Annotated in this window: 22 protein-coding genes; 20 read left to right on the forward strand and 2 right to left on the reverse strand. The window is 63.9% G+C overall.

From position 1 onward, the window contains the following. Nucleotides 1-68 precede the first annotated feature (68 nt). Nucleotides 69-1085, reverse strand: a complete 1017-nt coding sequence (locus ABIB45_RS15785) for a LacI family DNA-binding transcriptional regulator (protein WP_354216811.1) — start codon at nucleotides 1083-1085, stop codon at nucleotides 69-71. A 219-nt stretch (nucleotides 1086-1304) separates the two neighbouring features. On the opposite strand from ABIB45_RS15785, the gene ABIB45_RS15790 reads away from it, so the two are divergent. From ABIB45_RS15790 to ABIB45_RS15880, 19 genes are all read left to right on the forward strand, one after another. Continuing rightward, nucleotides 1305-2165: a sugar phosphate isomerase/epimerase family protein gene (locus ABIB45_RS15790; RefSeq protein WP_354216776.1), complete on the forward strand. Its 861-nt coding sequence runs from the start codon at nucleotides 1305-1307 to the stop codon at nucleotides 2163-2165. Then, nucleotides 2162-3175 carry a Gfo/Idh/MocA family protein gene (locus ABIB45_RS15795; RefSeq protein ID WP_354216777.1) on the forward strand — a complete coding sequence of 338 codons (1014 nt, stop codon included), beginning with the start codon at nucleotides 2162-2164 and terminating at the stop codon, nucleotides 3173-3175. Before ABIB45_RS15790 ends, ABIB45_RS15795 begins: the two co-directional genes overlap by 4 nt. Nucleotides 3176-3368: 193 nt before the next feature. Continuing rightward, the gene (locus ABIB45_RS15800; RefSeq protein WP_354216778.1) at nucleotides 3369-4901 is read left to right on the forward strand and encodes an ABC transporter substrate-binding protein; all 1533 of its coding nucleotides are present in this window, start codon (nucleotides 3369-3371) and stop codon (nucleotides 4899-4901) included. 78 nt (nucleotides 4902-4979) lie between these two features. Beyond that, nucleotides 4980-5921, forward strand: a complete 942-nt coding sequence (locus ABIB45_RS15805) for an ABC transporter permease (RefSeq protein WP_354216779.1) — start codon at nucleotides 4980-4982, stop codon at nucleotides 5919-5921. After that, on the forward strand, nucleotides 5918-7762 hold the full coding sequence (locus ABIB45_RS15810) for a dipeptide/oligopeptide/nickel ABC transporter permease/ATP-binding protein (RefSeq protein WP_354216780.1): 1845 nt from the start codon (nucleotides 5918-5920) through the stop codon (nucleotides 7760-7762). Before ABIB45_RS15805 ends, ABIB45_RS15810 begins: the two co-directional genes overlap by 4 nt. Further along, nucleotides 7759-8670 carry an ATP-binding cassette domain-containing protein gene (locus ABIB45_RS15815; RefSeq protein ID WP_354216781.1) on the forward strand — a complete coding sequence of 304 codons (912 nt, stop codon included), beginning with the start codon at nucleotides 7759-7761 and terminating at the stop codon, nucleotides 8668-8670. The genes ABIB45_RS15810 and ABIB45_RS15815 overlap by 4 nt, the downstream gene beginning before the upstream one ends. A gap of 48 nt (nucleotides 8671-8718) precedes the next feature. Beyond that, nucleotides 8719-9579 (forward strand): sugar phosphate isomerase/epimerase family protein, encoded by an 861-nt coding sequence (locus ABIB45_RS15820; RefSeq protein WP_354216782.1) that lies wholly within the window; start codon nucleotides 8719-8721, stop codon nucleotides 9577-9579. Between the two features lie 39 nt (nucleotides 9580-9618). Beyond that, nucleotides 9619-10785, forward strand: coding sequence for a Gfo/Idh/MocA family protein (locus ABIB45_RS15825; RefSeq protein WP_354216783.1), 1167 nt, complete (start codon nucleotides 9619-9621; stop codon nucleotides 10783-10785). A gap of 106 nt (nucleotides 10786-10891) precedes the next feature. Beyond that, nucleotides 10892-11953 carry a LacI family DNA-binding transcriptional regulator gene (locus ABIB45_RS15830; protein WP_354216785.1) on the forward strand — a complete coding sequence of 354 codons (1062 nt, stop codon included), beginning with the start codon at nucleotides 10892-10894 and terminating at the stop codon, nucleotides 11951-11953. 81 nt (nucleotides 11954-12034) lie between these two features. Beyond that, nucleotides 12035-13441, forward strand: a complete 1407-nt coding sequence (uxaC, locus tag ABIB45_RS15835) for a glucuronate isomerase (protein WP_354216786.1) — start codon at nucleotides 12035-12037, stop codon at nucleotides 13439-13441. Continuing rightward, nucleotides 13438-14877 carry a mannitol dehydrogenase family protein gene (locus ABIB45_RS15840; RefSeq protein ID WP_354216787.1) on the forward strand — a complete coding sequence of 480 codons (1440 nt, stop codon included), beginning with the start codon at nucleotides 13438-13440 and terminating at the stop codon, nucleotides 14875-14877. Before uxaC ends, ABIB45_RS15840 begins: the two co-directional genes overlap by 4 nt. Before the next feature lie 299 nt (nucleotides 14878-15176). Further along, nucleotides 15177-16646 carry a glucuronide transporter gene (gene uidB, locus ABIB45_RS15845; protein WP_354216788.1) on the forward strand — a complete coding sequence of 490 codons (1470 nt, stop codon included), beginning with the start codon at nucleotides 15177-15179 and terminating at the stop codon, nucleotides 16644-16646. Nucleotides 16647-16692: 46 nt separating this feature from the next. Next, nucleotides 16693-17922: a D-mannonate dehydratase ManD gene (gene manD, locus ABIB45_RS15850; RefSeq protein ID WP_354216789.1), complete on the forward strand. Its 1230-nt coding sequence runs from the start codon at nucleotides 16693-16695 to the stop codon at nucleotides 17920-17922. A 50-nt stretch (nucleotides 17923-17972) separates the two neighbouring features. Next, a complete protein-coding gene (locus ABIB45_RS15855; RefSeq protein WP_354216812.1) occupies nucleotides 17973-20285 on the forward strand; it encodes a gluconokinase, GntK/IdnK-type in 2313 nt (770 codons plus the stop codon). Nucleotides 20286-20424: 139 nt separating this feature from the next. Next, nucleotides 20425-21723: an FAD-dependent oxidoreductase gene (locus ABIB45_RS15860; protein ID WP_354216790.1), complete on the forward strand. Its 1299-nt coding sequence runs from the start codon at nucleotides 20425-20427 to the stop codon at nucleotides 21721-21723. Nucleotides 21724-21733: 10 nt separating this feature from the next. After that, on the forward strand, nucleotides 21734-22318 hold the full coding sequence (pyrE, locus tag ABIB45_RS15865) for an orotate phosphoribosyltransferase (RefSeq protein ID WP_354216791.1): 585 nt from the start codon (nucleotides 21734-21736) through the stop codon (nucleotides 22316-22318). Nucleotides 22319-22390: 72 nt separating this feature from the next. Beyond that, entirely contained in the window at nucleotides 22391-23149 is a 759-nt protein-coding gene (locus ABIB45_RS15870; protein ID WP_354216792.1) for a GAF and ANTAR domain-containing protein, read from the forward strand. Between the two features lie 109 nt (nucleotides 23150-23258). Beyond that, a complete protein-coding gene (locus tag ABIB45_RS15875; RefSeq protein ID WP_354216793.1) occupies nucleotides 23259-23888 on the forward strand; it encodes a hypothetical protein in 630 nt (209 codons plus the stop codon). Between the two features lie 85 nt (nucleotides 23889-23973). After that, nucleotides 23974-25014 carry an alpha/beta fold hydrolase gene (locus tag ABIB45_RS15880; RefSeq protein WP_354216794.1) on the forward strand — a complete coding sequence of 347 codons (1041 nt, stop codon included), beginning with the start codon at nucleotides 23974-23976 and terminating at the stop codon, nucleotides 25012-25014. Here the strand turns inward: ABIB45_RS15880 and ABIB45_RS15885 are convergent. Then, nucleotides 25011-25841 carry an HAD-IIA family hydrolase gene (locus tag ABIB45_RS15885; protein ID WP_354216795.1) on the reverse strand — a complete coding sequence of 277 codons (831 nt, stop codon included), beginning with the start codon at nucleotides 25839-25841 and terminating at the stop codon, nucleotides 25011-25013. The genes ABIB45_RS15880 and ABIB45_RS15885 overlap by 4 nt on opposite strands. Nucleotides 25842-25893: 52 nt before the next feature. On the opposite strand from ABIB45_RS15885, the gene ABIB45_RS15890 reads away from it, so the two are divergent. Further along, on the forward strand, nucleotides 25894-26574 hold the full coding sequence (locus tag ABIB45_RS15890) for a TrmH family RNA methyltransferase (RefSeq protein WP_354216796.1): 681 nt from the start codon (nucleotides 25894-25896) through the stop codon (nucleotides 26572-26574). Nucleotides 26575-26799: the final 225 nt, after the last annotated feature.

Below are 26799 nucleotides of genomic sequence, written 5' to 3' on the forward strand. Positions count from 1 at the left end.
TGTCTGCCGGGCGATGACGCACAGAGCTTTCGGCCCGCAGAGCGATAGGACTCACTAAGCGCCTCGCCTCACGAAGCGGTAGGTGCCGGTCCGGTGGACCCGCGGACCGTGAGGTGCGTGGGCATCAGGGAGCGGCTGCGGCTGCCGCCGCCGGCCAGCGGGTTGAGCTGGGCCAGCAGCATGGACACGGCCACGCGGCCGGCCTGCTCGATCGGGGACGCCATGGTAGTCAGCGGAGGGTTGCAGAAGTCCGCACCAAAGATGTCGTCGCACCCCACCACGCTCATGTCCTCCGGGACCCGGATGCTGCGCTCGCGCAGCCGCTGGAGCATGCCGATGGCGATCAGGTCGTTGAAGGCAATGCAGGCGGTCACGCCGGAGTGCACGGCCGCGTCAGCTGCGGCGGCACCGGATTGCTTCTTGGGGGCGAACGGGCCCAGCCTGCGCACCTCCACGCCGCGGTCTTCGGCCGCCGCCGCCAGCGCATTCCAGCGCAGGGTACTCGACTGTGAAGTGAGGGGCCCGGCCATGTAAGCGATGTGCGTATGGCCGAGCGAAATCAGGTGGTCCAGCGCCTGGCTGGTGGCCGACGGAGTGTCGATCACCACGGCGGGCACACCGGCGACGTCGCGATTGATGGTGACAATCGGAATCTTCGCAGCTGCTGCGAGCAACGCCTCGTCGCTGAGCCTGGACGCCGTGACGATGATGCCGTCAGCGCTCTTGCGCAGCTGCTCCATGCTGCTGGCCTCAACCTCGTCCGATTCTTCCGTGTCTACAAGCAACTGGGTGTAGCCGGCTGCCTTCAGCTGAAGCTGTGTTCCCCTGATCAGGTCAAAGTAGAACGGGTTGGTAATGTCAGGAACGAGGACGCCCACGGCACCGGTGCGGCCCGAACTCAGGGCCTTGGCCTGGCTGTTCGGGGTGTAATTCAGCTCGGCGGCCGCTGCTTCGATGCGTGCACGGGTGCGGATGTTGACCCGGTCCGGAGTGGACAGCGCACGGGAAACGGTGGACGCGGCCACCCCGCACATGGCGGCGATGTCATGGATTGTGGCAGGACGCTCTGTTCCGGCTGCTTGCATCGCCATAGCGTTCCTCTCTGAACGGGACAATACGGGCACTGTGCGGATAGCCACAGCCCTGATGCTCCTAGGTTGCCACAAGATGTCAACATTTGGCAATCGGTTGTCATCGTTTCTGCGGACATCTAGACTTAGTGCAGAACTTTGTGAAGTACGTCACCCGCGCGCCGGAGCGGCACCAAGGCTGTCCCGTCGCGGGCAAACCCTAAGGAGATCCCCGTGACCGAAACGGCTACTGACGCAACGAAAACCGTCTGGCAACTTTCAGGCTTCGGCGACGAAGTGGATCCGGACCCGGCAGTGCAGGCCGCCGTCATGCTGGCCCTGGGCGCGAGCTACATCGAGGTCCGCAGTGCGTGGGGCGTGAACGTCTCTGAGCTGACCCCGGATCAGGTGTCCGAACTCAAGGGAATCCTCGATGCGAAGGGCCTGAGTGTCTCGGCCGTGGCAAGCCCCATCGGCAAGGTGGACATCACTCTGCCACTGGAGCACGAGGTGGAGCGCCTCCGTCAGATCATCTCCGTGGCCAAGGGCCTGGATACCAAGTACATCCGAATCTTCTCCTTCTACCGGAGTGAAGCGCAGACCCCGGAAGATATCCGCGACGACGTTATTACCCGCATGCGGGCACTGGCCGCCGAAGCCGAAAGCGCCGGCGTCGTACTGCTGCACGAAAACGAAAAGGATATCTACGGCGATACTCCGCAGCGCGTCCTGGACATCATGGAGTCCGTTGATTCCCCGGCCCTGCGCGCCGCGTGGGACAACGCCAACTTCGTTCAGGTGGGCGTCCGGCCCTATACCGAGGGCTACGCCATGCTCCGCCCCTACCTCGAATACCTGCAGGTCAAGGACGCCATCATGGCCACGGGCGAGGTTGTGCCCTCCGGCGAAGGTGACGGCGAACTGGATGCCACCATCGCCGCGCTGAAGGCTGACGGCTATGCAGGCTTCGCTTCCCTCGAACCGCACCTGGCCAGCCACCACGAACTCGGCGGCTTCTCCGGCCCGGTTGCCTTCGGCACCGCCGCCCGTGCCTTTGCGTCGCTTGCGGCCAAGAACGGAATTGAACTCTCGTGACGGGACTCAAGGCCGCGGTCATTGGCTGCGGCGACGTCTCGGCTGTCCACTTCGAGGCCATCGGAAAGCTCGACGGCGCCCGGCTGGCCGGGGTCTGTGACACGGACCCCGGCCGCCTGGCAGCCGCCGTGGCCGCCTTTGGTGTTCCGGGGTTCGCGGACCACGCCAGCCTCATCGAAGCCATCGGTCCGGACGTAGTCCACATCACCACGCCACACAACACGCATGCTTCGATTGCGGCGGACTGCCTTGAGCGTGGCGTGAACGTCATTGTGGAAAAGCCGCTGGCGCACACCTTGGAGGAGGGTCGCCGGTTGGTGGAAGCTGCAAAAGCCTCCACTGCGAAGATCGCCGTCTGCTTTCAGAACCGCTACAACTCCACCGCCCAGGCCATGCACGCACTGCTGTCCTCCCGTGAGCTGGGCGCGGTAATGGGGGCTTCGGCCACTGTGGTGTGGCACCGCGATGCTGACTACTACCGCAGCCGGCCCTGGCGTGGCACCTGGGCGGGCGGTGGCGGCGGGCTCATGATGAACCAGGCCATCCACACCGTTGACCTGCTGCAATGGCTGGTGGGGGACGTCGTGTCGTTGTCCGGCAACGCGGCCACTAGGTTCCTGGGCGAAACCATTGAGGTGGAAGACACTGCGGAATTCGTGGCGGAGCACGCTAACGGGGTTCGCAGCGCTTTTTACGCCACCCTGGCCAATGCAGTGAACGCGCCGGTGACCCTGGACATCATCACGGAGAAAGCCGCGCTTAGCCTGCGGGGCGACTTGACCGTCACGTATGCGGATGGCCGCGTGGAAGTGGTGCCCGAGCGTGTGGTGGAGTCCGGCGGGCGAGCCTACTGGGGCGTCTCGCATGAGCTGCTCATCGGCGACTTCTATGCCCGGCTTGGCGATTCCGGAGCCTTCTGGATAGACGCCGCCGAGGCGGAGAAATCGTTGCGGATCGTCAAGGAAATCTACCGGCAGAGCTACCAGAGTGCCGTGGAATCGGTTTCTTAAACAAACAGGGCAACCGGTTGTAGGCGTTTGAACGGTTCATTCATGAACGTCTGAATCTAATGTTGCAAAGATTTTGACAATCGGTTGCCAAAGTTGGCAATCATGCGTACTCTGATTCTCGCAAGGTCGGTGTGGCGCACGCCACACCGGTCGGATTCGTATTTCTCACGTTCCACAGATTCAGGAGCCAACAATGAAGTTAGGTCCCAAGGCGGCAGCAGCCGCCCTTATCCTCAGCGCTTCGCTCGCGCTGACTGCTTGCGGTGGCGGCACTACCGCTGGCAGCACCGGCGGGGCTGCTTCCGGCCCCACCAGCCTCACCCTGGGCAGCGTCGCTGACTTGAAGTCGTTCGACCCCATCGATGCCCACATTGGCCACACGATGCCGTTCTACCAGTCGGCCTATGACACGCTGATTCAGCGGGCACCGGACGGAAAGCTCTCCCCGATGCTGGCCACCAAGTGGGAATACAACGCGGACAACACCGTGCTGACCCTGGGCCTGCGCACGGACGTCACCTTTAGTGATGGCACCAAGTTCGACGCCGCAGCGGCCAAAGCCAACCTGGATCACTTCAAGGACGCCAAGGGCCAGGATGCCTACCAGGCCGCCTCGCTGAAGAGCGTTGCCGTGGTGGATCCGGCCACGGTGGCCATCACGCTCACCGCACCTGACCCGGCATTCACCTATTACCTGACACAGGCCGCTGGTCTGGTAGCCAGCCCGAAGGCGATCGGCACGGACGGCATCAAGACCGGCCCCGTAGGGTCCGGACCCTACGTGCTGGACACGAAGAACACTGTCAAGGGTTCCCAGTACGTGTTCACGAAGCGTGAGGGTTACTGGAACAAAGACCTGCAGAAGTTCGACAAGATCACCATCAAATATCTTGTGGACCTGACGGCCCGCACCAACGCGCTTGTCTCCGGCCAGATCGACGGCGCACTTTTGGATCCCAAGACGGGCAAGCAGGCCGAGGGTTCAGGGATGGTGCTGAACAAGAGCCAGGTTGACTGGGAGGGCATCCTGCTTCTCGACCGCGACGGCAGCATCAACCCGGAGCTGGCCAACGTCAAGGTCCGCCAGGCCATCAACTACGCCTTTGACCGCAAAACCGTCCTGGAGCAGCAGCTCCTGGGCCAGGGCACCGTGACCAACCAGGTCTTTGGCCCGGAAAGCGGCGCCTATGTGCCGGCTCTGGACAATATGTACCCCTACGACCCGGCCAAGGCCAAGTCCCTACTGGCCGAGGCCGGCTTCGCAAATGGCTTCACCCTGAAGATTCCGTCCGTCTCCGCCTTTGAGGGGATCAACGCAGTCTTTAAGCAGCAGCTGGCCGACATCGGCATCACCCTGGTGCCCGAAACAGTTCCGCCGGCCAATTTCGTGTCCGATATCGCCAGCGGTAAGTACGCCGGAACCACGTTCCAGCTCTACCAGGGCGAGCCGTGGGTTGCCATCAACCAGATGATCTCCACCACCGCGCTGTACAACCCGTTCAAGTCCCAAACCCCTGAACTGTCCGCGATGATCAAGGACGTCCAGAACGGTGGCGCCAACAGCACCGAGCTGGCCAAGAAGGTCAACCAGTACGTTACCGAAAATGCCTGGTTCGTCCCGATGTTCCGCCTCAACCAGATGTACTACACCAACAAGAAGATCACCGTGACGCCTCAGCTGCAGCAGGCCATACCGTCCATCTACAACTACGCACCGGCGAAGTAGCCACGCGATCCGCCGGGGAGCGGGCCTCCTGCTCCCCGGCTGTCCCACTTTTCTGACGTACTCCCACTGGAGCGAGTAATGGTTACGTTCATTCTTCGAAAAATTGCCGCAGGCATTGTTGTGCTGGCCGCCATTTCCTTCCTCACATACTTCCTGCTCTACTTTTCGTCTGCGAACATAGCCCGCAACATTCTGGGCGAATTCGCCAGCCAGGAGCAGGTGCAGGCCAAAGAGATCGAGCTGGGCCTCGACCAGCCGCTCTTGCCGCGCTTCTTCGCCTGGGCTTCCCATGCCATCGCCGGCGACCTCGGCACCTCGTGGTTTACGTCGGAGGGCGTGGGCCAGGCCATTTCGACGCGACTTCCTCTCACCCTGACCCTGATGATGGTGGCCATTGTGCTGATCGCCGTCTTCGCCACCGTCCTGGGTATGGCGGCCGCCGTCAAGCGCGGTTGGATTGACCGCGTGGTCCAAACGGCCGCCGTCGTTGGCGATGCCATCCCCGGCTTCGTACTGGCCATCATCCTGGTCACCATCTTTGCCATCCAGCTCAAACTGTTCCCTGCCACCAGCTCCATCGCACCGGATGCCGGCTCCTCGGCTTGGGTCGCATCCCTGACACTGCCGGTGATCGCGCTGCTGATCAATGGCGTGACGGGAGGCGCACAACAGATCCGCAGCGCCGTGATCAAGCAGCTGGAAAAGGATTATGTGCGTACCTTGCGCAGCCGCGGCATCAGCGAACGCGAAATCCTCTTTAGACACGTGCTGCGCAGCGCTGCCCCCGCTGGCCTGACTGTGCTGAGCCTGCAGTTCATCGGCATGCTCGGCGGTGTGGTCATCATCGAGCAGATCTTCGCCCTGCCCGGCATGGGTGCCCTGGCCGTCCAATCGACCACCACCGGAGATATTCCGCTGGTCATGGGTGTTGTCCTCTACACCGTCGTTATCGTCGTCATCGTCAATCTGCTGGTGGACCTCATCAACGGTTGGCTCAATCCCAAGGTGCGTGTCTCATGAGCGAGCCAATCCAACTGACGCCGGCTTTGACCGGGCAGACCGGCACGGTGGTCCGTTCCCACCCCATCAAGCGCGTGCTCAAGAACCCGATGGGCATCGTGGCAGTTGCCGTCTTGGCTGTCGTGGTCCTGTTGGCGGTGCTGGCCAATGTGCTGGCTCCCTTCGAACAGAATCTTGCCAACATCGGCAAGACCCTGGCCCAGCCCGACGCCGTCAACCTCCTGGGTACCGACAGTGTGGGCCGTGATGTGTGGAGCAGGCTCGTCTTTGGCGCCCGCACCACACTGCTCTCCGCACTCCTCTGCGCCGCCGTCGCGGTGGGCATTGGCCTCCCCGCCGGATTGATTGCCGGTTACTACGGCGGCAAGTTCGACTCCACGGCGAACTGGGTGGTCAACATTTTGATGAGCCTTCCCGGCATCATCGTCCTGCTCACGGTCCGGGCCGCCTTCGGCCCGTCGGTCTGGATCTCCATGATTTCCTTCGGCATCCTGATCAGCCCCGGCTACTACCGCCTGACCCGGACCTCAGTCCACGCGGTCCGCAACGAGCTCTATGTTGACGCTGCACGGGTTGCAGGCCTCAGCGACGCTGCCATCATCTCCCGCCACATTTTCTCGGTAATCCGTGCGCCGATCATCATTCAGACGTCCATGGTGTGCGGTGTTGCCATTGCCATCCAATCGGGCCTGGAATTCTTGGGCTTGGGCGATCCTTCGGTAGCCACCTGGGGCGTAATGCTCAATGAAGGCTTCAAAAACGTCTACCTTAATCCCATGCTTTTGCTCTGGCCCGCGCTGGCTATCGGCCTGACCATTGGTGCGTTGGTCCTGCTGGGCAACGCGGTCCGGGACGCATTGGAAGATGCTGCCAAGGTCAAGGCCCCCAGGAAGCTGCCGGCGGCAGCTGGCACAGCAACGGACCGCACGACGGCGGTGCCCGCCACCCGCGCCAACCGCAAGTCAGTCGCTGCTGTGGAATTGGGCACCGAACATCATCTGGTCAAGGTTTCGCACCTGGGCGTTGGCTACCCGCAGGCCGACGGTTCCATCAAGAAGGTCGTGGACGACGTCTCCTTCCACGTGGACCGGGGCGAAGTCCTGGGCATCGTGGGCGAATCCGGCTCGGGCAAGTCCCAGACGGCCTTCTCCATCCTTGGCCTGCTGCCGGGCAACGCCCGCATTGTGGGCGGCAGCATCCAGTTCGACGGCAACTACACCGTGGCTCCCGGCGATGAGCGGGTCAACCAGGGCAGGCTGTCGCCGCTGCGCGGGAAGCGCATCTCCTACATTCCGCAAGAGCCGATGTCCAACCTGGATCCGGCCTTCACCATAGGCTCCCAGTTGGTAACCCCGATGGTGCGCGTGCTGGGCATCTCCAAGGCAGAGGCCACCAAGCGGGCCATGAAGCTGCTCGCCGACGTTGGAATTCTGAACCCGGACCGGACGTTCAAGGCCTACCCGCACGAAGTCTCCGGTGGCATGGCCCAGCGCGTCCTCATTGCCGGCGCCATCAGCTGTGAGCCTGACCTGATCATTGCGGACGAGCCCACCACGGCCCTGGACGTCACTGTCCAGGCGGATGTCCTGGACCTCATCCGCGATCTGCAGCGCAGGCTTAACGTTGGCGTCATCCTGGTGACGCACAACTTCGGTGTTGTCTCGGACCTCTGCGACCGCGTGGTGGTCATGCAGAACGGCCGCCTGGTCGAAGAGGGAACGGTGCGCGATATCCTGCGCAATCCGTCCGACCCCTACACACAGAAACTCCTGGGCTCCATGCTGGAGGGCAAGGAACCCCTGACTATGCTCGTCAAATCGGGCACGGAGGCAGCACAGTGAGCACAGCCCAGAACCGCCGGGGAGCGGCAAAGCCGGCGCAGAACACCGACGGCAACCTGCTGACAGTGGACTCACTTGTGGTTGAGTACCCGAGCAAGAAGTTCCGGGCCAAGCCTTTCCGTGCCCTGACGGACATCAACATTTCCATCAAGCCCGGGGAGACCCTGGGACTGGTGGGGGAGTCCGGCTCGGGCAAGACGACGCTGGGCCGGGCCGTGCTGGGGCTTGCTCCGGTTACCGAAGGCGTCATCACCTTTGATGGCAAGGACATCAGCCACGCCAACCGCAAGGAACGCCGGGCACTCAGCCGTGATCTGCAGGTTGTCTTCCAGGACCCCTACACCTCCCTGAACCCTTCCCTGGAGATCGGCGATATCCTCGCTGAACCCCTGGGGGTCCAGGGCATGGAGCAGGCAGCGGCAAAGAAGCGTGTTAAGGAACTGCTCGACCAGGTGGGCCTGCCTGCAGACGCCATCACCCGTCTGCCGCGCGAGTTCAGCGGTGGCCAGCGCCAACGCGTGGCCATTGCCCGGGCCCTGGCCCTCTCACCGAAGCTGATTGTCTGCGATGAGCCGGTCAGTGCGCTGGACCTCTCCACCCAGGCCGTGGTGCTGGATCTCTTCCTGCAGATCCAGAAGGACACCGGCGTCTCCTACTTGTTTGTCTCCCACGACCTGGACGTGGTCCGTCACATCAGCCACCGTGTGGCCGTGATGTACCGTGGAGAAATCGTGGAGCAGGGGCCGGCTGAGGTTGTCACCCGCAGCCCCGAACACCCCTACACCCAGCGGCTGCTCCTTGCTTCACCGGTCCCGGACCCGGACCGCCAGGAGAAGCGCCGCGCCGACCGCCACCGCCTGCTCGAAGAGCAGCGGCAGATGGCTGAACAGGCCGGCGTTCCCGCCTAGGGCCCGCGCCTGGACTAATTCAACAGCAAAAACAACGGAGGAATTATCGTGGCCAAAATTGGCGTACAGGCAATGATGCTGAGGGACAGTTTCGCCGAAATCGGGGCGTTCGAAACGCTCCGTAAGGTCAGCAGCATCGGCTACAATGCTGTCGAGATCTCCCAGATCCCGATGACGCCGGAAAACGTCGCTGAACTGGACCGGTCCCGCAGCGAACTGGGCATGGACATTGCGGCTTTGTCCGTGGCCATGGAGACCCCCAAGGGCCGGCCCGGCGATTCGCTGGCGGAACACTTCGACAAGATCGTGGACGACGCCAAGAAGCTGGACTCGAAGCTGCTGCGCATCGGGATGCTGCCCTTTCCTGCCATGAAGTCGATTGGCGCCGTCATTGACTTCGCCAAGCAGGCAAACGAATACGCCGAACGGCTGCAGGAGCAGGGCCTGAGCCTGTATTACCACAACCACCACATCGAGTTCGCGAAGTTCGACGGCGAGTACATGCTGGACATTATCGCTGAGAACTCCCCGGCCATGGGCATGGAAATCGATGTGCACTGGGTACAGCGCGGCGGCCTGGACCCGGTCCGCACCCTGGAAAAGTACGCCGGCCGCACGGCCATGGTCCACCTGAAGGACTACCGGATCGGGACGCTGCCGGAAGAGGCATTCGGTCTGCTGGACAGTGGGGACTTCGTGGGCTTCATGCGGGAATTCAAGGACGTGGTCCAGTTCGCTGAAGTGGGCGAAGGCAACCTGGACTTCGCGTCCATCATCCCGGCAGCGCAGGCTGCGGGGGCCGGGTACCTCCTGGTGGAGCAGGACGAGCTCTACGGCCGGACGGTCTGGGAAGCGCTGCAGACCTCCTACGACAACCTGGTTGCCCTGGGCCAGTCCGAGCTCTTTTAGAAACTTCCAAGACTCAGCACAGAATACGGAGATTCATTCATGAGCAAGAAAGTACGCCTCGGCATTATCGGCCTGGGCCAGCAGGGCGGCGCCTACGCAAAGTTCATCACGGACGGGCAGGTTCCCAACATGGAAATCGGCGCCATCTGCGACATCGATCCGGCCAAGAAGGAAGTTGCCTCGGCCACATACCCGGACGTCCCCTTCTATGACGAGTACATCGCCATGCTGGAAAGCGGCGACGTCGACGCCGTAGTGACCTGTGTACCGCACTTCCTGCACCCTGAAATGGGCATCGAAACCCTCAAGCGCAACATCCACGCCCTGGTGGAGAAGCCGGCAGGCGTCTACACCAAGCAGGTTAAGGAACTGAACGAGTTTGCTGCCAGCAAGCCGGAGCTTTCCTTTGGCATCATGTTCAACCAGCGCAACAACCCGCTGTATAAGAAGCTCAAAGAGGTCGTCGAAAATGGCGAGATCGGCAAGATCCGCCGCAGCAACTGGATCATCACCAACTGGTGGCGTCCGCAGGGCTACTACAACTCCAGCGAATGGCGCGCAACCTGGGGCGGCGAGGGCGGCGGCGTCCTGGTTAATCAGGCACCACACCAGCTGGACCTGTGGCAGTGGATCTGCGGCGTGCCGAAGTCCGTCTACTCCAAGGTTGCCTTCGGCTTCCGCCGCGACATCGCCGTTGAAGACGAAGTGACTGCTGTGGTGGACTACGGCGACGGTGTCACCGGCGTCTTCGTCACCGCCACCCACGATCTGATCGGGACCGATCGCTTCGAAATCCTGGGCGACCAGGGCAAGATCGTCGTCGAAGGCAGCAAGACCGCCACGGTCACCCGTCTGCACAAGCCCGAGCGCGAGCTCAGCGACGGCATGGACATGGACGATGTCCGCAAGCTCTTTATGGGCGAGCTCAACCCGGAGGAGTACTACACCACCGAGGTCATTGAGTTCGAGTCCGCCTGGGGTGCCCAGCACTCCGGCGTGCTGGAGAACTTCGCCGCCAACATCCTGGATGGCACCCCGCTGCTCGCTCCGGGCTCGGACGGCATCAATGGCGTGCGCCTGGCCAACGCCATCCACCTTTCCGCCTGGACCGGCAAGGAAGTTGGGCTGGACTTCGATGAGGACGAGTTCCTCGCGGAGCTGAACAAGCGCATCTCCGAAGAGGGCAAGTTCCCGCAGCGCGCCTAACCTCCTGAATAAGTAGCCGTACTGCGTCGCAGCTGTGGCCGTTTTGGACCTCAAAACGGCCACAGCTGCACGCGTGGTTAAGCGCTTTCATCGCTAAGATGGGCCAGTGACTGAACCCAAAACGCCGGATGCTGCCCCGCCTGCCGGTCCGTCCAAGAAACATGGCCGGGATGGAAAATCCAGCGCCACCATCTACGACGTCGCCAGGGTTGCAGGCGTCAACGCGTCCACGGTTTCCCGGGCGCTCAGCAAGCCCGGCCGGGTCAGCCCCAAAACCCAGAAGCTCATCGAGGATGCCGCCGCTGAGCTGAACTACCAGGTGAATCCGTTCGCCCGGGCGCTGCCCACCGGCAAGACCAACACCTTCGGCCTGATCGTCGCGGACATCACCAACCCGACCTTCTTCGACATCATCCGCGGTGCCCAGACCACCGCGACTGACCGCGATTACACCCTGGTGCTCGCCGAATCGGCGGAGTCCCCGGCAACCGAACTGATTGCGGCCCGCCGGCTGATGGCCACAGTGGACGGACTCATTCTGGCCAGCCCCCGCATGGACGACGACAACATCCGCGCCCTCGCCCGGGACAAACCCGTGGTGGTCATCAACCGGGAAGTTGAGGGCGTGCCGTGCGTTGTTCCGGACGTCCACAAGGGGATCAGCGAGGCGGTCCGCAGCCTGGCCGCCAACGGGCACCAGAAGGTTGCGTACGTGGCCGGCCCGCCGGAATCGTGGATGTCGGAACGCCGCTGGGAGGGTGTGCAGGCAGCCTGCGACTGGGCCCGGCTCGAGTCCGTGCGGCTCGAATCGAGCAAGCCAACGGTCGACGGCGGCCGCCAGACGGCGCGTGAAGTCCGCGCCAGCGGTGCCACCGCGGTGCTGACCTATAACGACCTCCTTGCCATTGGACTGATGCGGGAGCTCCAGGCAGCCGGCATTGCGGTGCCTGACCAGATCAGCATCGTTGGCTTTGATGACATCTTCGGTGCGGACTTCACGACGCCGCCGCTCACCACGGTGCGTTCACCGCTGGGGGAGTGCGGCGCGGGGGCCGCAACACGCCTCCTGGACCTCCTGCACGGGCGGGGCGAACCGGCCGGCACGCTGAGCGTGGAGACCGAGCTGGTGCTGCGCGGTTCCAGCGGCCGGACTGTGCCCGTGCGGTAGGTCCGGGGCGGCCAATCCGGGAACTTGGCAATTTATGGCAACCGGTTGACAAAACTAGGGGCCAAGCCGGATTATTGACCTATGTCACAGTCGATTGCTGCCAACCCAGACAGGCTCCTGCCCGCCGATCCAGGAACGCGCAGCATTGCGCGCGACCTCCTGCAGCGTGTTCAGGACCTCCCCATCATCTCTCCCCACGGGCACGTTGACGCTGCTGTCATCGAGCACAACACGCCTTTTCCTGATCCGGCAGCGTTGCTGGTCAGCCCGGACCACTACGTCACCCGCCTGATCCATGCCAATGGCGTGACGCTGGACAAGCTGCGCGCTGGCGGCGCCACCACGCCCGAGTCGCGTGACATCTGGCGAACTTTCGTGGAGGCATGGCCCCTCTTCGAGGGCACCGCATCCGGCTACTGGCTGCGCACCCAGTTCGACAACGTCTTCAAGCTCGGCGCAGACCTCGGTGAGATGTCCGCGGACACCAGCTACGACGCCATTGCGGCCAAGCTCGTTGAACCAGGCTTCCGTCCGCGCCAGCTCTTCAAGGACTTCAACATCGAGGTCCTGGCCACCACGGACGATCCCCTGGACAACCTCGCCAGCCACAAGGAAATCGCCGAGGATCCCACCTTTGGCGGCCGGGTCCTGCCGACCTTCCGACCGGACCAGTACCTGAACATTGCGCACCCCACCTGGAGCGCCAACGTGGACCGGCTGATCGGCGCCGCCGGTGACGGTGCCACCGGCTACGCCGCCTACATCACTGCACTGGAGAACCGCCGCCGCTACTTCGTGGAGCACGGCGCAGTCTCGGCAGACCACGGCGTGGCCACGCCGGCGACGCTGAAACTTGACCGCGCCGAAGCGGAGAGGCTCTTCGAACTCGCCCGCGCAGGCAAGGCAACGGCCGAGGACCGCAACACCTTCGAAGCGCACATGATGTACCAGATGGGCCGTATGTCGGTGGAGGACGGGCTGGTCATGACCATCCACCCGGGCTCGTTCCGCAACCACCACACACCCACGTTCGAGGCCTTCGGCGCCGACACCGGCCACGACATTCCGTTCGCCGTGAGTTACACCGAGGGTGTCCGCGCCCTGCTGCAGGACTTCGGCACGGCCAAGGACTTCCACCTGGTGCTCTTCACTATGGACGAAACCGTGTTCTCCCGCGAACTGGCACCGCTGGCCGGCTTCTACCCGTCGGTCTACCTTGGTGCGCCCTGGTGGTTCCTGGACGCCCCGGATGCGATGCTGCGGTTCCGTTCCGCCGTCACAGAGACCACCGGGTTCTCCCGCTCCTCGGGCTTCATCGACGACACCCGCGCCTTCTGCTCCATCCCTGCCCGCCACGACGCCTCCCGCCGGATCGAGGCCTCCTTCCTGGCCCGCATGGTGGCCGAGCACCGTGTCAGTGAAGAACGCGCCCATGAACTCATCGTGGATATCGTCGATTCGTCCCCACGAAGGGTTTTCAAACTGTGACCACCGAAAAGACAAGCGCCGTACAGACCGACTCAGGCTCTGCTTCCGAAGCGCTTCCGCAGCTCAACCGAACCCTGCACGCGGCCGCCAAGCCGCCGGTCCGGATCGTCCACCTCGGACTCGGCGCCTTCCACCGTTCACACCAGGCCTGGTTCACCAGCCACGCCAGTGACGCTGCGGAGTGGGGCATTGCGGCTTTCACCGGACGCCGCCCGGACGCAGCCCTGGCGCTTGCCGAGCAGGACGGACTCTTCACCGTCGTGGAACGCGCTGACGGCGGCGACTCGTTCGCCGTCGTCGGAAGCATTGTTGAAGCAGTGGACGGCGCGGACGTGCAGCGGCTCGCGGAGCTCGTGGCAGCGCCCGCTACCGCCATCGTCACGCTGACGGTCACCGAAGCTGCGTACCGGCTCGGTGCCGACGGGCAGCTGGATACGAACGCGTCCGACGTCGCCGCGGACCTCGCGCTGCTGGCTTCCGGCAGCGGCAACCCGTCGACGCCGCTGGGCCGGCTGGTTTTTGCCCTCGCCGCCCGGCGGGCTGCTGGGGCCGGACCGATCGCCGTGGTCTGCTGCGACAACCTCGCCAACAACGGCACTGTGGCACGCAACGCCGTGACCGGGCTGGCCGCTGCCTGGGATGCGGACCTCGCAGCCTGGGTTGAGGCCAATGCCAGCTTTGTCAGCACCTCCGTGGACCGCATCACGCCGCGCACCACGGAAGCGGACATTGCCGCCGTGGAGGCTGCCTGCGGCTACCGGGACAACTCGCCGGTAGTAGCCGAACCATTCACCAACTGGGTGCTCAGCGGCGACTTCCCCGCGGGACGTCCGCGCTGGGAAGATGCCGGCGCTGTGTTCGTGGACCACATCGAGCCTTTCGAGAACCGCAAGCTGTGGCTCCTGAACGGCGCGCACTCCCTGCTGGCCTACGCCGGCCAGCTCCGCGGACGCACAACGGTGGCGGAAGCCCTCGCGGACCCGGAATGCCGCACAGCCGTGGAAAGCTTTTGGGACGAGGCGGAAGCCAACCTGACCGGTGCGGCTGCCAGCGGCGCTGACCTTCAGATCCCGGCATACCGTGAAGCCTTGCTGGCCCGTTTCAGCAACGCACGCATCGCCCACCACCTGGCCCAGATCGCCATGGACGGCAGCACCAAACTGCGCATGCGCGCCGTACCGGTCCTGCTCGCCGAACGAGCCCAGGGCAGGTCCGGGGTTGCTGCTGCGCGGATGATCGCCGCCTGGATTAATTTCAGTGCGTCCGCCGAGACGTTCCATGATCCGCTCGCAGCCGAGGTGTCCGAAGCCAACAAGCTCGAAGGCACAGAGCGGGTGCGGACAGTGCTGGCCCTGGTTGATCCGGCCGTTGCAGCCGACGACGCAGTGGTGGACCTGGTGGCCGGGCTGCTGGGAACTTCCACGACAGGCGCCTAGGCTCACCCTGGGCGCGACGTTCAGAACGGCACTTGTCTCAGTAGCACTGCCCGGTCCAGCCTTGGACTGGGCAGTGCTATTTGCATGAGCTGCAGATTCATGGACTTCAACAGAAATTCATGGCAACCGCTTGCCATTTTATTGCCAAGTGACTAGGATTACAGGCAACGAGTTACACCCTGGGGTACGCCCGCCAGACGCGGATTTCGCCGGTTTCGGGCCTAGCCAAAGATTCGCCGCTGCATAGCATTTCAATATTTCGCCGGCCTCCAAGGCGGCAAGGGTGAAGGAGCCCAATCATGAAAAAGCTAAACAAGCTCAGCATCATCGGCTATGGCGCTGGCGATGCCGCCAACAATCTCGCTTTCACTACCGCCACGATGTTCCTGCTGGTGTATTACACGGACGTCGCCGGCATCTCCGCGGCGGCCGCCGGAACCCTGTTGCTCGTGGTCAGGTTGTTCGACGCCTTCGCCGACGTTTTCGCCGGACGCATGGTGGACCGCGCGTACAGCAAGCGCTTCGGTAAGTTTCGTCCCTTCATCATGTTCGGCTCCATTCCCCTGCTCCTGCTGAGCGTGGCCGTGTTCTCCGTTCCGCAGCTCGGCGAATCCGGGATGCTGCTGTACGCCTATGTCACCTACGCCGCCCTTGGCCTGGCCTACAGCCTCGTGAACATACCGTACGGCTCGCTGGCCGGCGCCATGACGCAGGACCCGGGCGAGCGTGCCAAGCTTGGCTCGGCCCGCCTTGTGGGCGCCCTGACTGTGAGCTCCGCCTTGGGTATTTTCGTCGCCCCGCTGATCAAACCCGGTGCGGACCTCCAGCAGACGTTCACTACCATCACCCTGATCTTTGTGGTTATCGGAACGGCCCTCTACTTCTTCACGGCACTGACGGCCAAGGAACGCGTGCACCGCGCAGTCCCCAAAGTGACGATGAAGCAGAGCCTTGAAACACTTAAGACCAACAAGCCCCTGATGATGCTGTGCCTGAGTTCCTTCTTTTTCCTCACCGGCTATCTGGCCCTGACCTCGGTGCAGCTGTACTACCTGCGTGATGTCCTCGGCCGCTTGGACCTCTACCCGGTACTCTCCATCATCCAGCTCGCTTTGACGTTTGTGCTCGCGGCTTTTATGTCCCGCCTGGTCCGCACCGTAGGCAAGAAGAACGTCTACATCTACTCCTCGCTGGGGACAGTCATCGGCGGCGTAATAATTTTCTTCACCCCGGCCAGCCAGGTGTGGATCGGTTTTTCCGGCCTCGTCATCAGCCTGATCGGCGTCCTCGCCGTCAACATCGGGGTGTGGGCACTGGAAGCGGACACCGTGGAGTACGGCGAATGGAAAACCGGTGTCCGCACCGAGGGCATCACCTACGCGCTGTTCTCCTTCACGCGTAAATCAGGCCAGGCAGTGGGCGGCGCGCTTGCCGCCTTCGCCCTCGCTCTTGGCGGCTACAAGTCGGGCGGCGGTGCCCAGACTCCTGACGCCATTTTCGGCATCCAGGTGGCAGCCGGCGCACTCCCCGCCGTCATGGTGATTATTGCGGTATTGGTCATGTCCAAGTACAAGTTGACTGATGCCACGCACGCGGAGATCCTCAAGGAAATCCAGGCCCGCCGGACCAAGACGGCCTACGCAGGCCCGGTAGAGGCCAACACCGCCGACGGCACCACCTCCACTGACGGCACTACCCTCGCTGCCAGCGCCAGCACCTCCGCTGGCCTCAGCGCGCCTGCTGAAGCCCGCAACCCCGCAGGCCAATAATTCAAAGCACCACTACCTGACCTGAAGTCCCCCGAAAGGATCTGCCGTGAAAATCATTGCCGCTGAAGTGTTCGTGACGAGCCCGTCCCGTAACTTCGTGACCCTGCGCATCACAACGGACGATGGGGTCACCGGCATCGGTGACGCCACGCTTAATGGCCGCGAACTGGCTGTCGCCGCATACCTCAAAGAGCATGTTGCACAGCTTCTGATCGGCAAGGATCCGCACAAGATCGAGGACACCTGGCAGTTCCTGTACCGCAGCTCATACTGGCGTCGCGGCCCGGTCACCATGGCGGCCATCGCCGCCGTCGACATGGCACTGTGGGACATCAAGGGCAAGATGGCCGGCATGCCGGTCTACCAGCTTCTGGGCGGTGCTTCACGCAACGGCCTGCGCGCCTACGGCCACGCTTCCGGCGCGGACATCGAGTCGCTGTTCGATTCCGTCCGCGAGCACCTGGAACTGGGCTACAAGTCAGTCCGCATTCAGACAGCTGTTCCGGGCATCAAGGCCGTTTACGGCGTGGCTGCCCAGGCCCAGGCCTCGGGCGAGCGTTACGACTACGAACCCGCCGGCCGCGGCGCGTTCCCTGTGGAGGAGGACTGGGATACCCGCGCCTACCTGCGCCACCTGCCCACCGTCTTCGAAGCCGTGCGCAACGAGTTCGGTCCCGAACTGCCGCTGCTGCACGACGGCCACCACCGCATGACCCCCATCCAGGCGGCCAAGCTCGGCAAGGCGCTGGAACCGTACGACCTCTTCTGGCTTGAGGACTGCACCCCGGCCGAAAACCAGGAAGCCCTGCGTCTGGTCCGCCAGCACACCACCACCCCGCTGGCCATCGGTGAAATCTTCAACACTGTGTACGACTACCAGACCATCATCAAGGAACAGCTGATCGACTACGTGCGCGCAGCCTCCACCCACTTCGGCGGCATCTCCCCGCTGAAGAAGGTCATGGACTTCGCCGCCCAGTACCAGATCAAGTCCGGCTTCCACGGCCCCACCGACATCTCCCCGGTGGGCTTCGCGGCCCAGCTGCACGTGGGCCTGGCCATCCACAACTATGGCATCCAGGAATACATGCAGCACTCCGACAAGACCAACGAGGTCTTCGAGCAGTCCATGACGTTCGTAGACGGCTACCTGCACCCGGGCGACAAGCCTGGCATCGGCGTCGAGTTCAACGAAGAAGCCGCGGCTGCCTACCCGTACCAGCAGGCTTACCTGCCGTACAACCGCCTTGTTGATGGAACGGTGCACGACTGGTGATCACCAACCAAACAGACTCCTCCACCAAGGGCCGGCCCGGGCCGCGCGTCATGGTCATGGGCGTCTCGGGCTGCGGCAAGACCACCATCGGTGACCTTGTGGCCCGCGAACTTGGCGTGCCGTTCCTCGACGGCGACTCCCTGCACCCGGTGGAGAACGTCGCCAAAATGGCCGCCGGCCTGCCGCTGACCGACGAGGACCGCTGGCCGTGGCTCGCCACGGTTGGTTCGGAACTTGCTGCCGCCGGCAACGGCGGCCTGGTCCTTGCCTGCTCGGCGCTTCGCCGCAGCTACCGGGACGCCATCCGAGCCAAGGCGCCGGACACCGTGTTCCTGCACCTGCACGGCAGCAAGGAAGTACTCGGATCGCGGCTGGAAGGCCGTTCGGGGCACTTCATGCCGGCAGCCCTGCTCGAATCGCAGCTGGCCACCCTCGAACCGCTGGAAGCGGATGAGACAGGCATCGTGGTGGACATCGCTGGCCCAGTGGCCCAGGTGATGATCGACGCGTTGGCGGGAATTTCCGCTGCCGCCAGGGCCGCCGCCGGAAGCTCCGCCGCCGCGACCGCCGCCGCGACGTCTGCAAGTGACGCCTCCGGTGCCGCCGGCACCCAGGGCCGCCAGTTCGACGTCGACCTCAAGGCCGCGCCGTTCAACCTCGATGACGCAGCGGTTGACTGGGTGAATTCCACCCTGGAATCGATGACGCTTGAGGAAAAGATCGGCCAGCTTTTCATCAACCACAACAACGATTACTCCCCGGAGTATCTCGACGGCGTGCTGGAGACGTACCACGTGGGCGGCATGCGCTACCGGCCGGGCCCCTCGGGCGCCGTCCAGGAGCACATCCGCTACGCGCAGTCGAAGTCCAAGGTGCCGCTGCTGGTGGCGTCCAACCCGGAAATGGGCGGCGCCGGAAGCTGCGACGACGGCACGTTTGTCTCCACGCACCTGCAGGCAGGATCGCACCCCGACAAGTCCATCGCACGCCAGATGGGCCAGGTGGCCGGCATCGAGACTGCAGCCCTGGGCTGTAACTGGGCCTTCGCCCCGATCGTGGACATCCACTACAACTGGCGGAACACGGTCATCTCCACCCGGTCCTTCGGTAACACGCCGGAAATCGTGGTGGAGCGTGCCAAGGAATACTTCGACGGCATCAGCGAGTCACCCACTGCCTGCGCCATGAAGCACTTCCCGGGTGACGGTGTGGACGAGCGCGACCAGCACGTGGTCACGTCCTACAACACCTTCGGCTACGACGAGTGGAACCGGACCTACGGCCACGTGTACCGCGAAATGATCGGGCACGGCGTGCAGTCGATCATGATCGGGCACATCGGCGCCCCGGAGCTTTCCCGGCATTTCCGTCCGGGCCTGGCGGACAAGGACGTCCTTCCCGCCACGCTGGCACCGGAACTGCTGCAGGACCTGCTCCGCGGCGAGCTCGGCTTCAACGGGCTGATCCTCACGGACGCCTCGCAGATGATCGGGCTCACCCAGGCCATGAAGCGCAAGGACCTGGTCCCTGCCACCATCGCGGCCGGCTGCGATATGTTCCTGTTCTTCCGCAACCCGGCCGAGGACTTCGGCTACATGCTGGACGGCTACAAGTCCGGCATCATCACCGCGCAGCGCCTGCACGACGCGCTGCGCCGTATCCTGGCGCTGAAGGCCTCGCTGGGACTGCACCGCAAGGAACGCAGTGAGCTGGTTCCGCCGGCGGAGGACCTGGCCAAGATTGGCAGCGCGGAGCACCGTGCCGTTGCCGCCGAGGTTGCGGACAAGACGGTCACCCTGGTCAAGGACACCGCCAACAACCTGCCCATCAGGCCGGAAACGCACAAGCGGATCCGCCTGTACGGCATCTCCGGCGGCTCGGACTTCACCCGGGCGGACCCGCTCGCCTACCTTGACAAGGTCAAGGACGAGCTGGAAAGGGCCGGCTTCGAGGTGCACGTGTTCAAGACGGCCGCCCAGCGCGAAGCTGCGGGGGAGACTGGCATCAACTTCATGTCCGTCATCTCGGAGGAAGCCACCGGCGACTACGCGGACAAGTACGACGCCGCGTTTGTCTTCGCCAACGTCAAGGGCTTTGCCCAGGAAGCGGCCATCCGGATCAAGTGGTCCACTCCCATGGCGGCGGAAATCCCGTGGTATGTCACCGAGGTTCCCACGGTGCTGGTGTCGCTGAACCAGCCCAACCACCTCATTGACGTGCCGATGGTCAAGACCGCCATCCACACGCACGCCGATTCCGTGGAGGCCATCCGGGCCACCATCGAGAAGATCATGGGCAAGTCGGAGTTCCAGGGGACGTTCAACGACAACGTCTTCTGCGATTCCTTCGACACGAGGCTCTAGCCCGGTACCTAGGACGCGCAAACCGCCTCTGGACGCGCAAACGGCGTGGGGATATCCGAATTCGGGTGTCCCCACGCCGTTTCTGCGTCGCCCGGCCGTTGCCGTGTCCCGGGAGCCAGTTCCGGCGTAGCGTTGGTCCATGGAGCGAACGGGGTGTGCTGTTGCCGGCGGAGGGCCGGCAGGCATGATGCTTGGACTGCTGCTGGCCCGGGCTGGCGTGCAGGTCACCGTCCTCGAAAAACACAGCGACTTCCTGCGGGATTTCCGCGGCGACACCGTGCACGCATCCACCATCCGGCTGCTTGACGAACTGGGACTGGGCGATGGATTCCGCCAGCTTCCGCAGAGCCGGCTGGATACCGTTGCCCTCCCCATCCCGGGCGCCGGCCTGATCACCTTCGGCGATTTCGAGTCCTTGAAGCCCCCGTACAACTACATTGCCATGATGCCGCAGTGGGACTTCCTGAACTTCCTGGCCACCGAGGCCGCGCGCGAACCCACGTTCACGCTCCGCATGGAACATGCGGTCACATCTTTAATGTTCGACGGCGGTCGCGTCGCCGGCGTCCGCTACAGGACGCCTGCCGGCAGTGAAGGCGAACTCCGCGCGGACCTCGTGGTGGCCACCGACGGACGCCATTCCGTGCTGCGCCGGGCCGCCGGACTGCAGCCGAAGGACTACCCGGTCCCGTTCGACACGTGGTGGTTCAGGCTTCCGCGCCATGCTTCCGAAAAGGGGGCGGTGGCGGGCATTGTTCCGGCGTTCCGGGACCGGGAAGCCATGATTGCCCTGTTCCGTGACGACTACTACCAGATGGGGTATCTCGGCCCGAAGGGCGAGGATGCCCGGATCCGGGCTGAGGGAGTGGAACGGTTCAGGGAGCGGGTTGCCGGGCTGCGTCCTGACCTTGCTGACCGCGTGGATTCGATCCGGTCGATCGAGGACCTCCACTGGCTGGATGTGCGGCTGGACCGGCTGCGGCGCTGGTACGTGGACGGTCTGTTATGCCTCGGCGATGCTGCCCACGCCATGTCCCCGGTGGGCGGCGTGGGCATCAACCTGGCCATCCAGGATGCCGTGGCCGCAGCGGCCCGGCTGGCTAGGCCACTTCTCCGGGGGCAGTTGAGCGTGACGGATCTCGCCGCTGTGGAACGGAGGCGCAGGATGCCCACCGTTGTTATCCAGACGGTGCAGCGAATCCTGCACCGGGCAGTATTCGTACCGTTGTTCGCCGGACGGCGGACCGGGGTGCCGCCGGCCCTGCTATTTGTGCTCCGGCATGCCCCTATGGTGCGGCGGCTGATGCCGCGGCTCATCGCGTTCGGGCCCCGGCCGGAACATGCCCCGTCCTTCGCCCGCCGGGTTCCGCCGCGATCCCCTGTGGAAGCAGCGAAGACGCTCAGGCGGGCGCGCCGTCACCAACCCGGGAACCACTAAACTTGAACCCATGACTTCTCCCAGTGACCTTGCAGCCGACGCCGCTGCCGCACGTGCCCGCCTGCTGGAACTGATCAAGGAACTCGCCGTGGTCCGCGGCAAGGTCATCCTTTCCAGCGGTGCCGAGGCCGACTACTACATCGACCTGCGCCGCATCACGCTGCACCATGAGGCTTCCAAGCTGGTGGGCCAGGTCATGCTGGCACTGGCGGACGACGCCGGGATCGACTTTGAGTGCGCCGGTGGCCTGACCATGGGTGCTGATCCCGTGGGCACCGCGTTGATGCACGCTGCGGTGGACGCCGGCCGGCCGGTTGATGCTTTTGTGGTCCGTAAGGCGCAGAAGTCCTACGGCATGGGCCGACAGGTTGAAGGGCCCACTGTTGAGGGCCGCAAGGTGCTGGTGCTGGAGGACACGTCCACCACCGGTGGCTCCGCGCTGACTGCCGTTGAGGGAGTCCGCAAGGCCGGCGGCAAGGTGGTGGCTGTGGCCGTCATTGTGGACCGGGACACCGGCGCCAAGGAAAAGATCGAAGCCGAGACTGGCGTTCCCTACCTGTTCGCTTTCGGCAAGGATGAACTGGGCCTTTACTAGCAGGCCAGGCTTCGGAGCAACGGGCCATATCATATTCACAGGCCTTTTCGCACCAAATGGAGAACGCGCACTATGCCCGCATCGGAATCACCCTTCAACACCACCGAACAGGTCCAGAACCTCATCCTGGACAGTGCGGACTTTGAGCATTTCCTCAACGAGCTGGCCCGCTTTTCGGCGCACCAGATGGCAGACGAAGGTGATGACGCCCTGTGCGGCATCACTCTCCTCCGCGACCGCAAGGCTGCCACCATCGGCTGGAGCAGCGACGATGCGCGCAAAGTGGACGAAATCCAATACTCGCTGTCGCAGGGCCCCTGCCTGACGGCGGCCGAGGAGCAGCGCGAAGTGAATGTGCCAGACCTTTTCGAGGAGGGCCGGTGGGGTCCGGTCTACGCCGATGCCGTGGCGTCCCACGGGCTGCGTTCGGTACTTTCGCTGCCCTTTAACCTTCAGGGTGAGGCCCGGGCTGCCCTGAACCTATATGCGGATGTGCCGAATAAATTCGACGAACGTGCCGTGGCGAAAGCCAGGGGCTTTACCAGGGAGATCTCCCAGGCCCTGCGGTTGGCTGTCAGGTCCGCCCTCCACAGCGACAACGCCACCAATCTCCGGGCCACCTTGGAGTCCCGCACCACCATCGATATTGCGATTGGAGTTGTGATGGCACAAAACCGGTGCAGCCAGGACGCAGCGGTGCAGATCCTGACTGACGCCTCAAGCAACAGCAACACCAAACTGCGCGATATCGCCACGGCCTTGGTGGACTCCGTTGGCGGGTCCGGTACCCGCACCCACTATCAACAGCCCTGCCAGGCCCAAGCGGGCTGACGCCTGTCCCGCGCGCTTTGGTTGGGCTTGTTTGTGCCGGGCACCTCCGGACGCTAAGCTTGCTGAGGTTGAGCCGTCGGCCATAGAAACCCCCTTATTTGGAGTACCTATGGACCATTCTTTTGACGCCGTCACCAGTTTAGACGCCACCACCAGCCGTGACGATCTTGCAACCACCGTCCGGATTGACGTCCTCGGGAGCCTCAACCAGACGTCGCGCCCTTCCCTGGTCCACATGATTCATGAGCTTCGCAGCACGGGAATCCAGTCCCATGTCAGCGTGGACCTCTCCCGGGCCGCCCTGGTGGAATCGACGGCGCTGGCCGGTCTCCGCAAGGACTTGAACGCCATGGAGGATACGCCCGGAACGGCCGGAGGCGGCGTCTCCTTGATGCTCACCGGGGAAACGGCCGCCCAGCACCCCGGGGACCCCGTCAGCGCCGGGCCACCCGAGATCTCTGACGTGCTTGACGCCGAAGCCGCGGCCACGTTCCAGACAGGCAGCCAAGGGGTCAGCGAGCCGTCTTTCGTGGCGCTGCCCGCCGTGCCCCTGATGGAATACTCCGACGACGAGCTTTTCGCGGCCAGCGACGCAGTCTTTTCGCTTCTTGACGATCCCGGGACGGTTGGCGGCTCGGACCTGCTTGGCCGGTACAACGACATCGGTCAGGAAATTGTCCGGCGGTTCCCGCTCAGTGGGCTTTCTGACTCAGCAAGGGAGCAGCAGGCCACAAGCTGACGCAGCCTGGCTTCGCCCGGCCGCTCCAGCCGAGGGCAGCCAGCAGGGTTGCAGTGGCGGCGTCTCCTATGGCTACGGTAGAGACGTGCCGTACAGGGAGGAAGCAGAACCGCTGGACCAGCCCGGAACCCACCAAGCCCGGCTGCTTGCCGACGCCGCTGCCCTCAAGCGATTCTCCCGCCGCGGGTTCCTGGCCGGCGCGGGTGCCTCCACCGTGTTGGCCGCTGACATGCTCTTCACGCGCCGCGTCCAGGCGGAGCGGCGGGTCAACAGGATCCTGCAGGTTCCGGATGACTTCGCTGACGCCTACTACCCGAATGCCAGCTGGTTCCTCTTCCCGGGCTACAAGACCAGCTGGGAAGAGGCGCAGTGGATCCTGAACGCTCTGCGCGGTGCGCTGAACAAGCGCGGCCAACTCGCCGCCGTCGGGTATTCCAACCAGGGGCTGGACATCGACCAGGTGGTAACCGCCGTCATCGAGCACGTCCGCGCAAAAAAGCTCACCAAGCTCTACTTCTACGGCCACAGCTTCGGCGGCATGGTGGCCACCCAGGTGGCCGCGCGGCTCCGGGAACTCCACGGTGTGGAGGTGGAGTTCATCCTGCTGGACTCCAGCCCCTTCAGCCGGAGCGACGTGCTGGACGAGAGCTGGTTCGACGGCGTGGTGTTCCTCTACGAGCGCGGCTTCCGGGTTCCCTCGGTGCTGCGGGGCAGCTACGAGTTGGGGGAGCGCGTGGTCCACAAGGACGAGCGGACCTGGCGCCAGATCCTCGACCAGACCATGGAGCAGCTGTCACCGATCGCGCCGTCCAGTGTGCTGGTCCAGTCCGAATCCGCCTACATCTACCACTTTGACGGAAACCGTTTTGTCGACCAGCTTGGCAGCACGAGGATGGCGTACATCGGCAACCCCAAAGACCGCACGGTCCAGTACCAGACGGCCCGGGACGCGTGGGCGGCCGCGTTCGCGCCACACATGGTTTCCATGGATCTGCAAACGGACGGTGCCCTGCCGGCGCACGCGAGCCCGGGCTGGAGTCCGCTCGTTTACCGGCCCATCGTGGAGGGCCTGATGGACGACTTTTTCCCGCTGCCCCGCGGTGGATCGAAGGTCAGCGTCTTCTAGATCTGGTTCTTCAGATCCGCCACGGAGTTCAGCACCTGGTTGGGCCGGAACGGGAAGGCGGCTATGTCCTCGCGCTGGGTGATGCCGGTGAGTACCAGGACCGTGTGCAGGCCTGCCTCCATCCCGGCAACGATGTCCGTGTCCATCCGGTCCCCGATCATGGCGGTGGTTTCGGAGTGCGCGTCGATCTGATTCATGGCAGAACGGAACATCATGGGATTCGGTTTGCCTACGATGTACGGTTCCCGGCCGGTGGCTTTCGTGATCAGAGCCGCGATGGCACCCGTGGCGGGCATGGGCCCGTCCTTGGACGGCCCGGTGGCGTCCGGGTTGGTGGCGATGAAGCGGGCCCCGGCCAGGATCAGCCGGATGGCCATGGTGATGGCCTCAAACGAGTAGGTGCGGGTTTCGCCGAGCACCACAAAGTCCGGGTCCTGGTCGGTGAGGATGAAGCCTGCCTCGTGCAGCGCCGTCGTCAGCCCCGCCTCACCGATGGTGTAGGCGCGGTTCCCGGAGCCGGAACCCCGAACCTGGTCCTTGAGGAACTGGGCGGTGGCCAGCGCGGACGTCCAGATGTTCTCCTCGGGGATCTCCAGGCCGGAGGCACGTAGGCGGGCGGCCAGATCCCGCGGGGTAAAAATGGAGTTGTTGGTGAGCACCAGGAAGCGCCGGGACGTGTCCACCCAGCGCTGGATCAGCTCGGCAGCGCCCGGGACGGCGTGGTTTTCGTGGACCAGTACCCCGTCCATGTCCGTCAGCCAGCATTCGATCTCCTGGCCGCTGCGGTATACCGCCGGATTTCCCACTACCTGGTCTGCGTCTGCCACGTTTACCTCCACCGGTGATAAATGCTCCAGTGGTCCAGTCTAGTGTTGAGGGGTGAATCAAACGCCAGGGAAACCCGCCGAAACCGAGCCAGTACCAGCGGAGCAGCCGGCGGAGCCCACGGCGGAGGTCGGCGTCGGGCCCTGGGACGGCCAGTGGCCGCAAGGCGGCCACTGGGACCACGAACTGCTGGCCGACGGCGACCGGCGCAACGTGGTGGACCAGTACCGGTACTGGAAGCACGACGCGATCGTGGCAGACCTCGATTCCAAGCGGCACAACTTCCACATCGCCATCGAAAACTGGCAACACGATCTCAACATCGGCACCGTGGTGCGCACCGCCAACGCCTTTCTCGCCAAGGAAGTGCACATTATCGGACGACGCCGGTGGAACCGCCGCGGGGCCATGGTCACCGACCGCTACCAGCACGTCCGCCACCACCCCACCGTTGAGGACTTTGTGGCCTGGGCGCAGGGGGAAGGGCTGGCCATCATCGGCATCGATATCTTCCCGGACTCCGTGCCGCTGGAAACCTACGAACTGCCCAAGGACTGCGTGCTGGTGTTCGGCCAGGAGGGCCCTGGTCTGACCCCTGAAGTCCATGATGCCGCGCTGGCTACGCTCTCCATCGAGCAGTTCGGCAGTACCCGCTCTATTAACGCGGCGTCGGCGGCTGCGATCGCCATGCACGCCTGGATCCGCCGGCACGTGTTCAACCAGCACGTGTCTTAGCGCGAAGTGCCATCCCGGCGCGGGGTGTGAACGTAAGTGTTACCCGCCCGCGTGACCGGAAACACTGCCCCTGCAGAGAAATGGCTAGGATGGTGGCTAGTCATAAGAGGTCTACTCCAGGGTCACAACCCATAGACGAAAACTCAGCATAGGAGTCAGCATGCCCATTGCAACCCCAGAGATCTACTCCGAGATGATTGACCGTGCCAAGGCCGGCGGCTATGC

The sequence above is a fragment of the Arthrobacter sp. UYCo732 genome, assembly GCF_040547265.1.
Lineage (GTDB): Bacteria > Actinomycetota > Actinomycetes > Actinomycetales > Micrococcaceae > Arthrobacter.